The following is a 15,024-nucleotide window of genomic DNA, read 5'->3' on the forward strand; positions in this document are numbered from 1 at the left end:
GTTACTTCACCGAGCCCGCCATCACACCCTGGACGAAGTGACGCTGGAAGGCGAAGAAGACGATCAGCGGCACGACCAGGGACAGGAACGCCCCCGGCGCCAGGACGCCGATGTTGCTTCCGAACTGCCGCATCTGGGACTGCAGCGCGACCGTGAGCGGCTGCGACTCGCTGTCCGCGAAGAGCAGCGCCACGAGCATGTCGTTCCAGACCCAGAGGAACTGGAAGATGGCCAGGCTCGCGATCGCCGGGCGGCCGAGCGGCAGGACCAGCCGGGAGAAGATCCGCCATTCGCTGCCGCCGTCCATCCGGGCGGCCTCCAGCATTTCGCGCGGTATCTCGGCGAAATAGTTGCGCAGCAGGAAGATGGCGAACGGCAGCCCGTAGGCGACGTGGAACAGGACGACGCCCGCGACCGTACCGAACAGCCCCACCGCGCCGAAGAGTTTGGCCACGGGCAGCAGCCCGATCTGCACCGGTACGACCAGCAGCCCGACGACCACCAGGAAGATGGCGTCCCGGCCGGGGAACTCCAGCCACGCGAAGGCGTATCCGGCGAGCGACGCGATGGCGACCACCAGGGCGGTGGTGGGCAGGGAGATCAGGACGGTGTTCCCGAAGGCCGCCGCGATGCCGGAGTCCTTCAGGAGGGCGCTGTAGTTGTCCAGGGACAACTGGGACGGGTCGGAGAGTGCGGTCCACCAGCCGTCGGAGGCGTTGTCGCCCTCCGAGCGCATGGAGGAGATGAGCAGGCCCGCCAGCGGAGTGATCCATACGAGGGCGACCAGGATCAGCGCACCCTGGACGAGGGAATTGCTCAGCAGGCGCGACAGCCGGTTCCCGCGACGCCGTCCGGGCCCGGTCGGCGTCACGGACGGGCCGGGTACGGGGCGGACCGCTGTCGCCCGCCCGGGCGGGCGGCGCTCGATGGTGCTGTGGCCGCTCATGCTCCACTCCTTCGGAAGCGCCGGATGTTGAAGACCATCGCCGGGACGACCAGCAGGAGGAGCACCACGCTGAGCGCGCTGCCGAGACCCTGGTCGTTGCCCCCGCCGAAGGAGACCAGCCACATGCGGGTGGCCAGCACGTTCGCCTCTTCCTGGACCGGTCCGGGCGCGATGATGTAGACGAGGTCGAAGACCTTCATCACGTTGATCACCAGCGTCACGAAGACGACGGTGAGCACCGGTGCGAGCAGTGGCACGGTGATCTTGCGGAAGATCTGGCCCTCGGAGGCACCGTCCATGCGCGCGGCCTCCAGGGCGTCCCGCGGGATGGCCGCGAGGCCGGCGCCGATCAGGACCATCGCGAAGCCGGTCCACACCCACAGGTAGGCGCCGATGATGGCCGGTGTCACCAGCGCCGGACCGAGCCAGCTCACCCCTTGGTACGGGGCCTCGAAGTTGGCCGCGGGCAGTCGGACGGTGTACTCGCCGTCGGCCAGGCCGGTGAAGCGGAACGACCCGTCGTCGGCCGTGACGGCGCTCGCGGCCACCCGGCCGTCCCGTACGGCCTCGACCGTCATGCCGGGCAGTCCGTTCTCGCCGGGGTCGACCCTGCCCGGTGTGCCGGCGCCGCCGGGGGCGAAGTCGAGGTAGACGACGCCCCCGATTCCGTCGGCGCCGGGCGCATCCGTGGACGCGGCCTTCGCTCCGGCGGGCAGCGAGCCGGGTGCCACCCCGATGAAGCCGAGACTGACCGAGCGGCCGGGGCGGACGGCCTCCCCGGTGCTGTACGGGCCGCCCGGGCTGCCCGTCAGGCCCTGGCCCTCCCGGGCCCGGGCCGTCGGATAGGCGGCCGTGTCCTTGAAGCTGTCGTGGACTCCGACGACGGCGGCGTTGAGCACTCCCCGGGACGGGTCCTGTTCGTAGGCGAGCCGGAAGATGATGCCCGCGGCGAGGAACGACACGGCCATCGGGAGGAAGAGCACCAGCTTGAACGCGGTCGCCCAGCGCACCTTCTCGGTGAGCACGGCGAGCATGAGCCCGAGTCCCGTCAACAGGGTCGGAGCGACGACGACCCAGACGGCGCTGTTGCGGATCGCCTTGAGGGTGGCCGGGTCCTGCACGATCGCCGCGTAGTTCGCGGCTCCTACGAAGCGGTCGCCGTCGGCGTCGAAGAGACTGCGGCCGAGGGAGAAGAGGACCGGGTAGGCGACCAGCGCGCCGAGGAGAAGCAGGGCCGGCAGGACGAAGACGACCGCGAGGCGGCGCTTCCTTCGCTGGGCCAGGCGCCGCCCGTCGGCCGCGGCGCGGGCGGTCACGGTGTCAGCCATGGGAGTCGCCTCAGTTCCCGTAGGCCTTGGCGGCCTCGGCCTCGAGCTGTGCGGCCGTGCCCTGCGGGTTCGACGGGTCGCGCAGGAAGTCCTGGAGGAGCTTCCACTCGCCCGCGCCCTTGGTGCCGCCGAAGGCGGCCGGGGCCTGGTCCGACATGTCGAACCGGATCGAGTCGCCCGCCGCGATGAGCGAGTTCGCGGTGCTGCGGGTGATGTCGTCGCCGTAGGAGGCGATGTTGACCTCCTTGTTCGGGGACAGGAAGCCGCCCGCGCCCGCCCAGACCTCGGCCGCCTCGGAGCCGGCCAGGAATTCGAGGAGCTTCATGCCGGCCTTGCTGTTCTTCCCGTCCTTGAGGACGACGGCCGCGTCACCGCCGCTGACGACCGGCGCCCTGCCGCCGTCGACCGAGGGGAACGGGAAGAACTTGGCGTCCGTCCCGAGCTTCTTGCCGAACTGGTCCTTGGCGACGCCGCCGACGAAGTCACCCTCGTAGACCATGCCCGCCTTGGGTTCGGGGCCGAAGACCTGCGCGACCGACGTGGGGAAGTCGGTTCCCAGGGCCGTCTGGGCACCGCCGGCGACGAGCTGCTTGTCCTTGAACAGCTCCCCGAGGGTGGTCAGCGCCCTGACGACAGTGTCGTCGGTCCACTTGAGCTTGTGCTGGGCGAGCTGGTCGTACTTCTCCGGCCCGGCCTGGGAGAGGTAGATGTTCTCGAACCAGTCGGTGAGGGTCCAGCCGTCCTCGCCGGCTATGGCGAAGGCGGGGCGGCCGGAGTCGGCGAGGGTGCGCCCGGCCTTCAGCATGTCGGAGTAGTTCGTGGGCTCGTTGACGCCGGCCTGGGCGAAGGCTTCGGGGGCGTACCAGACGGTGGACTTGTGGGCGGCCTTGAAGTAGAGGCCGTAGTACGTGCCGTCGACGGTGCCGTAGTTCCTCCACACCGGGGAGAGGGTGGCGCCGGCGGTCTGGGCGGCCTGGTCGGACAGGGGCTGGAGCCAGCCCTTCGCGGCGAACTGCTGGAGGACGCCCACCTGGGGGACCATCACCAGGTCGGGCGCGTTGCCGCCCTCGATCTTGCTGCCGACGAAGGTGGAGACGTTGTCGCCGGAGGGCACGAACACCGTCTTGGCGCCGGTCTTCTCGGTGAAGGCGTCCAGGACCTTCTTGAAGTTCTTCTGCTCACTGCCGGTCCAGACGCCTGCCACGGTGACGGTCTGGCCGCTCAGTTCGCCACTGCTCGCGGGTCCGGTCGTACCGCCGCAGGCGGTGGTACCGAGGGCGAGGGTGAGGGCGGCCGTCGCGGCGGCGGCACTGCGGCGGGTCGTCGTCCTGCTGGGTCGTCGCATGAGGAGTCCTTTCGGGAAGGTCCTGGGAAGTTCTGGGCTGGGGGAGGGAGGCAGGGGGTGCAGAGGGCTCGGTGGCCTCGGCGGTGGCGGGTCAGGGGGCCGGGCACTCGGCCGTCCACCAGGCGGCGGTCGCCGCGGGGAGCACGCCGTCGGGGCAGGGGCCGCTGGCGAGCAGCGGCGTACCGGGGACCGGTGCGGGTACGGGCTCCGTGCCGAAGTTGACCGCGCAGATCAGGCCGTCGCCGCGGGCGATCGCCAGTACCTGCGGCGGTGTGTCCAGCCAGCGCAGGGCGCCGTCGCCGAGCTGCGGCAGGCTGCGCCGCAGCTGGAGGCCGTCGCGGTAGAGGTGCCAGAAGGAACGGGTGTCGGCCAGGGCCCGGTCGGTGGCGTGTTCGGCGAACCACTCGGGCTGCGGCAGCCACGGCTTGGCGCCGGCCGCTTCGCGGGTGAAGCCGAACGGGGAGGCGTGCCCGGACCAGGGCAGGGGCACGCGGCAGCCGTCCCGGACGTGCTTGCGGCTGCCCGTGCGGTGGAAGATCGGGTCGGTGAGGACCTCGTCGGGCAGGTCGAGGACCTCGGGGAGGCCGAGTTCCTCGCCCTGGTAGACGTAGGCGGCGCCGGGCAGCGCGAGCATCAGGAGGGCGGCGGCGCGGGCGCGGGCGGCTCCGAGTCCGCTGCCCTCCACGCCGGGCTCGCCTGCGTAGCGGGTGACGGTGCGGACCTGGTCGTGGTTGTTGAGGACCCAGGTGACGGTGGAGCCGGTGCCGGCGATGTCGCGCACGGCCTCGGTGATCGTCGCGCGGAAGGCATCGGCGTCCCAGGGCGCGCTGAGCAGGTCGAAGAAGAACGCCTGGTGCAGTTCGTCCGGGCGGACGTACTCGGCGTGCTCCCGTGCGGTGGGCACGGACACCTCGCCGACCAGCAGCCGCTCGTGACCGTCCCGGGCGGTGTACTCCTCGCACACCGAGCGCCAGCGGCGCCACACGCCGTGAACCTCGGGCCGGTTCCAGGCGAGCTGGTTGACCGCGTCGCGGGCCCGCTCGTCGGCTCCGGGATCGTCGGAGTCGGGCAGTTCGGGGTGCTTGAACAGCCCGGCGGCGACGTCGATGCGGAAGCCGTCGACCCCGCGGTCCAGCCAGAAGCGGAGCACCTGCTCGAACTCGTCCCCGACGGACGGGTCGCGCCAGTTCAGGTCGGGCTGCTCGGGCGTGAAGAGGTGCAGGTACCACTCGCCGGGGGTGCCGTCGGGCTCGGTGATCCGGCTCCAGGCGGGACCGCCGAACATGGCGCGCCAGTTGTTGGGGGGCTCGGCCCCCTCCGGGCCGCGGCCGGGTGCGAAGTGGAAGCGGGAGCGCGGTGCGCTGCCCGGTGCCGCGGCGAGCGCGTCGCGGAACCACGGGTGCTCGCTGGAGCAGTGGTTGGGGACGATGTCCAGCAGCAGCCGGAGCCCGAGTCGGCGGGCGTCGGCCACCAGGCGGTCGAACTCGGCGAGGTCACCGTAGACGGGGTCGACACCGCAGTAGTCGGCGACGTCGTAGCCGTGGTCGTGCTGCGGCGACGGGTAGAAGGGGCTGAGCCAGATGCCGTCGACACCGAGCTTCCGCAGGTAGGGGAGCCCGGCCCGGACGCCGGCCAGGTCGCCGATGCCGTCCCCGGTGCTGTCGAGGAAGCTGCGGACGTAGACCTGGTAAATGACCGCGTCGCGCCACCAAGGGGCGGCCGTGGCGGCGGCGGGGGAGGGGTGGCCGGTGGCGGCCGGAAGGGTGCTGAGCATCTCGCGTCGACCTGTCTGCTGAATGCGAGAGCGCCCCGGATCGGTGCGCTGTTATGCATGCATGTTAAGTAGCAGCGACTGGAAGGTGTCAACGATGTGTCCAGAAACAGTGAAAAGCTGGGGTGGTTTGTGCCGAAATGACCGCATGCATGAAGTAGGGCCTCTACTTAACATGTAAGTAGAGGCCCTGAGTGGTGGAGGAGCGGAGAGGTGAAGAAGTGGAGGCGCGCGGAGACGGCAGGCGGAGGAGCGCGATCAGCCCTTGCGGGAGATGGCCCCGAGTTCGCGCGCGAGCCGCAGTACTGCCTCGTCCGGGGTCTGGCGCAGTGCCATCACGTCCTGAGCCACCGCCTGCACGGCGAGGCTCACCTGGTCGTAGCGCGGACTCTTGGGGCGCGGCACCGCCGACAGCACGCTCTGGCGCAGCGTCGGCAGGTACGGATACGCCCGGATCAGCTCGGGATCCTCGTACAGCGCGGCGCGCACCGGCGGCAGCGAGCCCATGGTGAGCACCTGGCGCTGCACCCGTTCACTGGTGAGGTAGGAGATCAGATCGGCCGCCGACGCCGGATGCCGCGCATGGCTGCTCACGGCGAGATTGGAGCCGCCCAGCACGCTGGTGCCGGGCCCGTCGGGTCCGGGAAGCGGCACGGCTCCGAACCTGCCCGCGACCTTCGATCCCTCCGCGCTCGCGTCCGCGTACACGTAGGGCCAGTTCCGCAGGAAGAGCAGCCGGCCGTCCTGGAAGGCCTTCCGGGACTCCTCCTCCTTGTACCCGAGCGCATCGCGGGAGATCCAGCCGTCGCGCACACCGTCCGCGAGGAACCGCAGTCCGGCGCGCGCCGCGTCGGAGTCCACGGTCACCCGGGCGCCGTCGTCGCGCAGGATCGATCCGCCCGCCGAGTGCACGGCCTCGGTGACGTTGACCGTGAGCCCCTCGTAGGGCAGGAACTGGCCGGCATAGCCGTCCAGGCCGTGCTTCGGGGCGATCGTGCGTGCCTGACGGACCAGGTCCGCCCAGGTGCGCGGCGGTTCCTCGCCCTCCCGGTCCAGGATGTCCTTGCGGTAGTAGAGCAGCCCCGCATTGGTGACGTACGGGACCGCGTACAGCCGCCCGTCGAAGGTCGCGGTGTCCACGACCGGTCGCAGGAAGGAGTCCAGGGGGAAGCGGTCACGCTGCAGCGGCGAGATCAATCCGGCCGCCGCGAACTCCGACGTCCAGGCGACGTCGATGTTCAGCACGTCGAACCGGTCGCGCCCCGATCGCAGTTCGCTGATCATCTGGGCCCGGGTCTCGTCCGCCGAGTCGGGAAGTTCGACGAGCGTGACCCGCTCGTCGGGATGGGCCTCGTTCCAGTCGTCGAGCAGCGGGGGGAGGTAGTCCGTCAGATCGCCCGCCGTCACGAGCGTCAGGGGACCGCGATCGCGCTCCCCGGAGGCCGCGCCCGCGTCGGCGCGGACGCCGAACCCGGTGTAGCCCGCCAGTACGACGGCACCCACCAGGAGAGCTCTACCCGCGGCACGCATCCACCGCATAGATTCCTCCCAGTGCACGATCCGGCAGCGTCGCCGACCATCGTGGCCTATATATACCCGTTAGGCATGGGCGATACTAGACGCCCAGGCAGACGAGACGGACGGCGGCGCAACTCGGCCCGCCGCCGGGTGAACCGTTGACTACGGAGCGGGAAGGAGGGGGAGCGAGTGCGGCTGGCGCTCCTTGCGCTCCTCACCCGTAGCCCTGCGCACGGTTACGAGCTGAAGCAGGACCTTGAGAAGCTCCTGGGCGCCGCGTACCCTCAGCCGAACGTCGGCCAGATCTACGTCACCCTCGGCCGGCTGGAGAAGAGCGGCCTCATCGAGGGCGAGGACGTCGAGCAGTCGGGGCGGCCCAACAAGCGCACCTACAGACTGACGGAGGCCGGCCGCGAGGCCGTGCTCGCCTGGTTCGAGGACACGGCCGAGGAACCGCGCGTACGGGACGAGTTCTTCATGAAGCTCGCCCTCGCACCGCAGTCGGGTCTGGCCGATCCGGTCGCACTGATCAACAAGCAGCGGCGGCAGTACCTCAACTCCATGCGGGACCTGTCCAAGCTGGCCGCAGCGGAGGACCGCGACAACAAGATCTCCCAACTGCTGATCGAAGGCGCCATGCTGCACCTGCAGGCCGACCTCGACTGGCTGGAACGCTGCCAGGAGGAGCTGGAATGAGCGACGACGCCGGCACCACCGCTCCTGCCGTGTCCGCCCGGACCGTCGAGCCCATCGTGCGCGCCGAGGGCCTGACCAAGACGCACCACGGCGAGGGCGTGCCCGTGCACGCAGTCCGCGGGGTGGACCTGTCCGTCCAGCCGGGCGAGTTCGTCGCGGTCACCGGACCGTCGGGAGCCGGCAAGTCCACGCTCCTGCACCTGATAGGCGGCCTCCAGCGCCCCGACAGCGGGAAGCTGTGGCTCGGCGGAGAGCGCGTCGACGAGTACCGCGAGGCCCGCTGGGCGGTCCTGCGGCGCCGCAGCATCGGAGTCGTCTTCCAGTTCTTCAACCTGGTCTCCAACCTCACCGTCGCCGACAACGTCGAACTGCCCGCCCTGCTCGCCGGCGCCTCCCCGAAGGCCGCCCGCGAATCCCGCGCCGAACTGCTCGCCGAGCTCGGCCTCGAAGGCCGCGAGCGGTCCATGCCCGGCGAGCTGTCCGGCGGCGAACAGCAGCGGGTCGCGCTCGCCCGCGCCCTGGTCAACCACCCCGCACTGCTGCTCGCCGACGAACCGGCCGGGAGCCTCGACAGCAAGGGAACCCGTGAGGTCCTGCGGCTCCTCTCCCGGTTCCACCAGCGCGGCCAGACGATCATGATGGTCACCCATGACGCCCGGATGGCCAGCGCCGCCGACCGCGTCATCAGCTTCTTCGACGGGCGCATAGCCGACGACGCACAGCTCGGCGGCGGGCGCCGGGGCCCGGCCCGCGGCGTCTCCGGCGTCCTGGACCTGGACCTGGAACTGAAGGAGTGACCGTGCGGGCCACTCTGCGCTGGGCACACGCCGACTTCCGCGCACACCGCGGCGAGGCCCTCTTCGTCGTCCTGGCCAGCGCCGGGATCATCGCCTCGCTCCTGCTGGCCGGCGCACTCTTCAGCTACGCCGCGAACCCCTGGCAGCGTGTCTTCAACCAGTCCCACGGCGCCCACATCTGGCTGCACACCCGCGCCGGGGCGGACACGGCCGCCCTCTCCCGCGTGGACGGGGTCGCAGCCGTCTCCGGGCCCTACCGCACGGCGGCGACCACGGCCGAGTCCCGGGGCGCCCGGGTCGCGGTGACGCTGCGCGGCACCGCGCCGGAGCCTCCCGAGACCGGGCGGCCCCTCGTCACCGCCGGCAGCTGGCTCCCCGGGCCCGACGCGGCGGGCGCCGACGAGGGCGGTGCCAGTGCCGGCAGCGGCGCCGTCGTACTGGAGGCCTCGGTCGCACGGGCCCTGTGGGCGGAGCCGGGCGACACGGTCCGGGTCACCGGCCCGGACGGCGCCCCGCACGCCCTGCGGGTGAGCGGGATCGCCGAGGTCGCCGAGCCCCGCTACCACCCGGGCGGCGGCCCCGGCATCGGCTGGGTGCTCTCCGGCACCCTCGACGGGATCGCCCACGGCGAGACCGGTCAGAGCGTGGGCCTGCGCCTGGCGGATCCGGACGACACCGACTTCACCGTCCAGCGCGCCGTGACCCTGCTCGGCGCCGACCGGGTCGCCCAGGTCACCAAGTGGCAGCAGGCCCGCGCGGAGGCGGGCGGCGACGACCGGCTGCTCGGGCAGATGTTCGCCGTCTTCGGTCTCGGCGCGCTGCTCGCGGCGGCGCTCGCCGCCGCCGGGGCGATCGGCGCCCGGGTCCGCGGCCAGCTCAGGGACATCGCGATCCTCAAGGCCGTCGGCTTCACGCCCGGCCAGGTGACCCGCGGCTTCCTCGTACAGCACCTGGCCTTCGCGCTCCTCGGCGTGGCCCTCGGCACGGCGGCGATCGCCCTGCTGGGAGCCCGGATACCCGGACGGATCGGGGAGGCGGCGGCCGTGTGGCAGGACCTGCCCGGCCACACGGCGCTCATGATCGGCGTCCCCTGCGGCGCGGTGCTGCTGATCGCGGCCGCGACCGGGCTCTCGGCCTGGCGCGCCGGACGGGTCCCCCCGGTGCCGGTGGCCCGCGCGGCGCTGCCGACCGCCGCGCCCATGACCGCGCTCGGCAGGCGAGCCCTCGGGGTGCGCGTGCCGCCCGCCCTGGTCCTCGGATGGCGCGCGGCGTTCCCGCGGCGCGGCCGGACGCTCGTACCCGTGGCCCGGCTCGCCCTGCCGCTGGTCCTCATCACGGTCGCGCTCGTCGCCTGGTCGACGCTGGACCAGTTCCGCAGCCGGCCCGCGCAGATGGGACTGCCCGCGGCACTGACCGTACGGGCCGGAGCGACCGCCGGGTCCTCCGAAGCGGAACTGCAGCAGACCCTCGCGGCGATCCCGGACATCGCCGCGGCCCACCCGGGCGCCGAGATGGCGGCGCTCGTGCCGGGGCAGACCGGCACGATCACGCTCCGCGGGCTGGGTACCGCCCGGGACCCGTATCCCTCCAAGGTGGTCGAAGGGCGCGCCGTCGGCGGCCCGGACGAGGCGGTGGCCGGGCAGGGGCTGCTCGACCTCCTCGGGGTGCGGGTCGGCGCGTGGGTACGGATGACCGTGGAGGGACGGCCGCAGATCCTGCATGTCGTCGGCCGCACCATCGAACCCGAATCCGGGGGCCGGGTGATCACCACGACCATCGACGCACTGCGGGAGCGCGATCCAGGGCTGAGGCCCGACTTCCACGCCCTCGTACTGCGCCCGGGCGCGGACCCGCGGGCGGTGAGCGACGCGCTCGCCGGGACGGACGGCGCAACGCTGGAGGTCCGCGAGACGTCGAACCCGGTCGACCGGCTGGAACCGGCGCGCGGAGTGATCGCCGCCCTGATCGCGGTCCTGGCACTGATCGGGCTGATCGAACTGCTGACGCTGATCAGTACGGGCGTACGGGACCGCGGCCGGGACCTGCTCGCACTGAAGGCGATCGGGCTGACGCCCCGCCAGATCGGCTCGATGATCGTGACGGCCGCCGGACTGACCGCGCTGGCATCCGCCGTGGTGGGCACGACGCTGGGCGTGCTGTCGGGCCGATGGCTCGTGGACACCCAGGGCGCATCGAGCGGCATCGGCGCGGGCATAGCCCAACTGCCCGCGTTTCCCGTGCTGTTGACGGTGATCGGCGGGGCGGTGCTGGGCGCGGTGGTGGCGGCGGCGCTTCCGGCGACAAGGGCGGCCAGACGACGGCCGGCGGACTCGCTGAGCGAGACGCTCTGACCCCTCCGGGTCCGGGATTGCGCCTGATCCGCAGGAGAAGGCCCGGTGCCCCCGGCCCCTTCCCCCGCTCGGCCCGCGGCGCGAGCCCGGAGCAGGGGAGGGGCGAGTGATTCAGGAGGGCAGGGTCAGGGCTGCGGGCGGCCGTCCTCCGGCTTCGCGGTTCCCAGCTGCTCGTTGAGCTTCTGCTGCGCCGTATCGACCTGGCTCTGGTACTTGTTGCCGGTCTTCGCGTCGAACGCGTCGCCGGCCTTCTCCACGCCTTGCCGTGCGGTGTCCTCGTGGCCCTTGATCAGACCCTTGAGCTTGTCGAGCATCGACATCTTGGCCTCCTTGCGGATGTGGCGCATCCAGCATCTCGGCATCGGCCGGGGTCCGCATCTCCAGCAGCCGCAGGGCAGACCCGGGGCTCGTCATCGGGCGCGGACGGGGCCCGAGGGGCATTCTTGAGGTCGTGACCCACCGTGATCGAGGAGAAGCACGATGACGGGAACCAGTCCTCTGCCCGGGCCCGACCTCTCCGCGCGCCCGTACGGCCTGACCGCGGAGCGGGTGATGAAGGCGTCGCCCGGGGCGGTGTACCGGGCCTGGACCGAGGGGTTCGACACGTGGTTCGCCGAACCGGGCATGATCCGGATGCGTGCCGTGGTGGACGAGCCCTTCGTGTTCGTCACCCGGCACGAGGATCAGCTCCACCCCCACTACGGCCGGTTCCTGGAACTCGAGCCGCAGCGACTGGTGACGCTGACCTGGGTCACGGGAGCCATGGGCACCGAAGGGGCCGAGACGGTCGTCACGGTCGAGCTGGAGCCGTCCCCGCAGGGCGGCACCCGCCTGCGGCTGACCCACAGCGGCTTCTACGACAGGGCCGGAGCCCAGCGCCACGACAGCGCATGGGCCGATCACGTCCTGCCCCACCTCGATGCCGTCCTGAGCGCGGACGACTGAGCACCGGCCCGCCGATCGGGCCGGTGCTCCCGGAAGGCGGGGGCGAAGAGAAGGGGGAGGACGCAGACGTGCCCGGGTCAGGAGCGGTCGAGGCCCCAGGTCTGGAGCACATAGGGCCGGCCCTTCTCCTCGCCCTCGATCAACGGGACGTCCAGCAGCCGGAACCCGGCACGGGTGGCCACGCCGACGCTGGAGGCGTTCTCGGCCTCCAGCTCCAGGATCACCCGGTCCACGCCCAGCTGCCCGAAGGCGTACGCCGCCATCACCCGCACCGCCCGGGCGGCCAGACCCTGCCCACGATGGGCCGGGCCGACCGCGTACCCGAGCTCCGTCCCCTCGGGCGCGTGCTTCAGCATCACCTCGCCGAGCGGGGCACCGCCGTCGACGGTGATGGCGAGCAGGACGGCCGTACCCGCCCTGCGCAGCTCCCCGGCCCGGTCCAGTCGGGTGCGGGCGGCATCGGCGCCGAAGGGGGAGACGATCGGCGTCCAGTACGCGATGTCGGGGTGGTCGAACAGCTCGGGCATCGCGGCCAGGTCTGCCTCCGTCCAGTCGCGCAGGACCAGGCCCTCCCCCTTCAGCTCGATCCGGTCGGGAAAGGACTGCGTCGTGCTGCTCATGCGGGAGGACCTCCGTGGCCGGTGCGGGACGAGGCAGGATATCCGTGGACCGGCCATCGGTTCACCGGATTATCCGGCTGCCGGCGTCCCGGCCCGGCTCCGCCGGCACCGTCAGACCGCGTACCGGTCCGGGGCGAAGAGGGACGGGTTCGCCGCGATCCAGTCCGACGTGCGGCGCAGGCCCTCCTCCAGACCGACCCGGGGCCGCCAGCCGGCCCATTCACGGGCCCGGGAGTTGTCCGACAGCAGGCGCTGGACCTCGCTGCCCGACGGGCGCAGCCTGGTCGGGTCCACCACCACCTGCGCGTCCCGGCCGGAGGCCGCGATCAGAGCCTCGGCCAGGGCGCCGACGGAGATCTCCTCGCCGGTGCCGAGGTTGACCACCTCGCCCAGCGCCCGGTCGCACTCGGCCACCGCCAGGAAGCCCTCCGCCGTGTCCGTCACGTACGTGAAGTCCCGGGTCGGGGTGAGGGAGCCGAGGCGGATCTCTCGGGACCCCGCATGCAGCTGGGCCAGGATCGTCGGGATGACCGCGCGTGCCGACTGGCGCGGCCCGTACGTGTTGAAGGGGCGCACCACCGTCACCGGGAGCTCGAAGGCGTGGTGGAAGGAGAGCGCCATCATGTCCGCACCGATCTTCGACGCGGAGTACGGGGACTGCGGCTGCAGCGGGTGGCTCTCGGAGATCGGGGCGGTCAGCGCCGTCCCGTAGACCTCACTGGTCGAGGTGTGCACCAGGCGCCGTACGCCGTGCCGGCGGCAGGCCTCCGCCACGTTCTGCGTGCCGGTCACGTTCGTCTGCACGTACGCGCCCGGCGAGGCGTAGCTGTACGGAATCCCGATCAGTGCCGCCAGGTGGAAGACGGTGTCGCAGCCGGCCACCGCATCGCTGACCCGGCCCGCGTCGCGGACGTCGCCCGCCCACATCTCCACCGGGCCGTCCGGGTCGGCGAGGTGGCGCGCCAGGTGACCCTTCTCGGCGTACGGCTTGTAGTGGACGAAGGCACGCACCCGCGCACCCCGCGACACCAGCAGGTCCACCAACGTCGAGCCGATGAAGCCCTCCGCGCCCGTGACGAGGACGGTGCGGTCGGTCCAGCTGTTCATATGCGCTCCAGATGAGGGGTGGGGACGAAGCCGGCGACGCGCAGGACCTCGGCGGCCAGCAGTTCGGCGGCCCGCGCGTGCGGGCCGGGGTCGGCGGCGCCGGCCATCGCCGACAGCCGGGCCGGATCCGCCAGCAGCGGTCCGACGAGACCGGCGAGACGCTCGGCGGTGGTCTCGGCGTCGGGCAGCAGCAGACCCGCGCCCGCGTCGGACAGCACCCGCGCGTTGTGGGTCTGGTGGTCTCCGGGGGCGTACGGGTACGGGACCAGGACCGAAGGGACCCCGGTCGCCGCGAGCTCGGCCACGGTCGCGGAACCCGCGCGGCACACCACCAGGTCGGCGGCCGCGTAGACGAGGTCCATCCGGTCCAGGTACGGCACGGCCCGTGCGATCCGCTGCCCGCCGGACGCCGCCAGGTCGGCCACCGTGTCGGGCAGCGCGGCCGGACCCGTCTTGACCAGCAGTTGTACGTCGTCCCGGTACTGCCACAGGCCGGCCAGCGCGGTCGCCGCCCGGGTGAGGCGGACGGCGCCCAGGCTGCCGCCGTTGAAGACGATCAGCCGCCGCCCCTCGGGGACCCCGAGCGCGCGCCGGGCGTCGGCCCGCAGTGCCACCCGGTGCGCGGCCGGCAGCTCCGCGAGACCCGACAGCGCCGCCGAGATCGGCATCCCGGTGGTCAGCGCCCGGTCACCGCCCGAGAGGTGGACCCGGCTGCGGTCGAAGGCCACCGCCATGTGCGGGGTGAGCCGGGCCGCGAACTGGTTGGCACGTCCGGGCACCGCGTTGGACTCGTGGATCACGGCCGGCAGCCCCGCCAGCCGGGCACCGAGCACGGCGGGCGCGCTCGGATAGCCGCCCATGCCCACGACGGCGTGGGCGCCCTGCGCCCGGATCACCGAGCGCGCCTGGTGCGCCGAGCGCAGCAGCGCCGCGGGCAGCAGGTACCGCTTCGCGCCCAGCGCGGGATCGAAGGGGATCATGTCGACGGTGTGCAGGCGGTAGCCGGCGCCGGGGATCAGCTCGGTCTCCAGGCCCCGCTCGGTCCCGATGAACGAGACCACGGCTCCGGGCACGGCGGCGCGGAGCGCCTCCGCGAGGGCCAGGCCGGGATAGATGTGCCCGCCCGTGCCGCCCGCACCGATCACGACGGAGAGTGCCGCGGGTGTGTGTGGTGGTGTGGTGGTGGTCATGGGTGCACACTCCCGGTGCGCCCTAAGAAGGTTCTAAGAGGTTCTCTCAGAAGCCTTTGGCAGGCTTTGCCCCATGAGCTCCATGGACAGCACGGGCAGGCAGCGGCAGCGGATCCTCGTCGTCGACGACGAGCCGGAGGTACGGGCCGCCGTCGAGGACGGACTGACGGTCGAGGGGTACGAGGTGCGGGGCGCCGCGGACGGCCTGGCGGCCCTCTCGGAGGTGGCGGCCTGGGAGCCCGACGCGGTCGTCCTCGACGTCATGATGCCCGTGCTCGACGGCCTCGCCGTCTGCCGACAGCTGCGGGCGCTGGGCGACCGCACGCCCGTCCTCGTCCTGACCGCGCTCGACTCCGTCAGCGAGCGCGTCGACGGGCTGGAGGCCGGCGCCGACGACTACCTCGTCAAGC

General features: G+C 72.3%; 14 protein-coding genes. 5 read left to right on the forward strand and 9 right to left on the reverse strand.

Translation table 11 applies throughout. The features are described from left to right. Window position 1: 1 nt before the first annotated feature. From ACWGE1_RS33900 to ACWGE1_RS33920, 5 genes are all read right to left on the reverse strand, one after another. Window positions 2–946, reverse strand: a complete 945-nt coding sequence (locus ACWGE1_RS33900) for a carbohydrate ABC transporter permease (RefSeq protein ID WP_453424296.1) — start codon at window positions 944–946, stop codon at window positions 2–4. Further along, on the reverse strand, window positions 943–2,274 hold the full coding sequence (locus tag ACWGE1_RS33905; protein WP_453424297.1) for an ABC transporter permease subunit: 1,332 nt from the start codon (window positions 2,272–2,274) through the stop codon (window positions 943–945). Before ACWGE1_RS33905 ends, ACWGE1_RS33900 begins: the two co-directional genes overlap by 4 nt. 10 nt (window positions 2,275–2,284) lie before the next feature. Next, window positions 2,285–3,619: an ABC transporter substrate-binding protein gene (locus ACWGE1_RS33910; protein ID WP_453424298.1), complete on the reverse strand. Its 1,335-nt coding sequence runs from the start codon at window positions 3,617–3,619 to the stop codon at window positions 2,285–2,287. Between the two features lie 91 nt (window positions 3,620–3,710). Next, window positions 3,711–5,393, reverse strand: coding sequence for a glycoside hydrolase family 13 protein (locus ACWGE1_RS33915; protein WP_453424299.1), 1,683 nt, complete (start codon window positions 5,391–5,393; stop codon window positions 3,711–3,713). 255 nt (window positions 5,394–5,648) lie between these two features. Further along, window positions 5,649–6,929, reverse strand: a complete 1,281-nt coding sequence (locus ACWGE1_RS33920) for an ABC transporter substrate-binding protein (protein ID WP_453424300.1) — start codon at window positions 6,927–6,929, stop codon at window positions 5,649–5,651. Window positions 6,930–7,097: 168 nt separating this feature from the next. On the opposite strand from ACWGE1_RS33920, the gene ACWGE1_RS33925 reads away from it, so the two are divergent. From ACWGE1_RS33925 to ACWGE1_RS33935, 3 genes are read left to right on the forward strand one after another with little or no spacing between them, the layout of a single operon-like run. Continuing rightward, complete coding sequence (locus ACWGE1_RS33925; RefSeq protein ID WP_453424301.1) at window positions 7,098–7,604, forward strand: PadR family transcriptional regulator; 507 nt, start codon at window positions 7,098–7,100, stop codon at window positions 7,602–7,604. Continuing rightward, window positions 7,601–8,401, forward strand: coding sequence for an ABC transporter ATP-binding protein (locus tag ACWGE1_RS33930; protein WP_453424302.1), 801 nt, complete (start codon window positions 7,601–7,603; stop codon window positions 8,399–8,401). Before ACWGE1_RS33925 ends, ACWGE1_RS33930 begins: the two co-directional genes overlap by 4 nt. A 2-nt stretch (window positions 8,402–8,403) precedes the next feature. Beyond that, window positions 8,404–10,752: an FtsX-like permease family protein gene (locus ACWGE1_RS33935; RefSeq protein ID WP_453424303.1), complete on the forward strand. Its 2,349-nt coding sequence runs from the start codon at window positions 8,404–8,406 to the stop codon at window positions 10,750–10,752. A gap of 125 nt (window positions 10,753–10,877) precedes the next feature. On the opposite strand, the gene ACWGE1_RS33940 is transcribed toward ACWGE1_RS33935, so the two are convergent. Further along, on the reverse strand, window positions 10,878–11,072 hold the full coding sequence (locus ACWGE1_RS33940) for an antitoxin (protein WP_453424304.1): 195 nt from the start codon (window positions 11,070–11,072) through the stop codon (window positions 10,878–10,880). Between the two features lie 160 nt (window positions 11,073–11,232). On the opposite strand from ACWGE1_RS33940, the gene ACWGE1_RS33945 reads away from it, so the two are divergent. Then, window positions 11,233–11,697 (forward strand): SRPBCC family protein, encoded by a 465-nt coding sequence (locus ACWGE1_RS33945; RefSeq protein WP_453424305.1) that lies wholly within the window; start codon window positions 11,233–11,235, stop codon window positions 11,695–11,697. Window positions 11,698–11,774: 77 nt separating this feature from the next. On the opposite strand, the gene ACWGE1_RS33950 is transcribed toward ACWGE1_RS33945, so the two are convergent. From ACWGE1_RS33950 to ACWGE1_RS33960, 3 genes are all read right to left on the reverse strand, one after another. Then, window positions 11,775–12,317 carry a GNAT family N-acetyltransferase gene (locus tag ACWGE1_RS33950; protein WP_453424306.1) on the reverse strand — a complete coding sequence of 181 codons (543 nt, stop codon included), beginning with the start codon at window positions 12,315–12,317 and terminating at the stop codon, window positions 11,775–11,777. A 111-nt stretch (window positions 12,318–12,428) separates the two neighbouring features. After that, on the reverse strand, window positions 12,429–13,424 hold the full coding sequence (locus ACWGE1_RS33955) for an SDR family NAD(P)-dependent oxidoreductase (protein WP_453424307.1): 996 nt from the start codon (window positions 13,422–13,424) through the stop codon (window positions 12,429–12,431). After that, window positions 13,421–14,614, reverse strand: a complete 1,194-nt coding sequence (locus tag ACWGE1_RS33960) for a UDP-N-acetylglucosamine--N-acetylmuramyl-(pentapeptide) pyrophosphoryl-undecaprenol N-acetylglucosamine transferase (protein WP_453424308.1) — start codon at window positions 14,612–14,614, stop codon at window positions 13,421–13,423. Before ACWGE1_RS33960 ends, ACWGE1_RS33955 begins: the two co-directional genes overlap by 4 nt. A gap of 73 nt (window positions 14,615–14,687) precedes the next feature. Here ACWGE1_RS33960 and ACWGE1_RS33965 point away from each other — a divergent pair. Then, window positions 14,688–15,024, forward strand: a 337-nt coding sequence (locus ACWGE1_RS33965) for a response regulator (RefSeq protein ID WP_453424309.1), incomplete at its 3' end; no start/stop codon positions are given.

Source organism: Streptomyces sp. NPDC054932 (assembly GCF_053610205.1).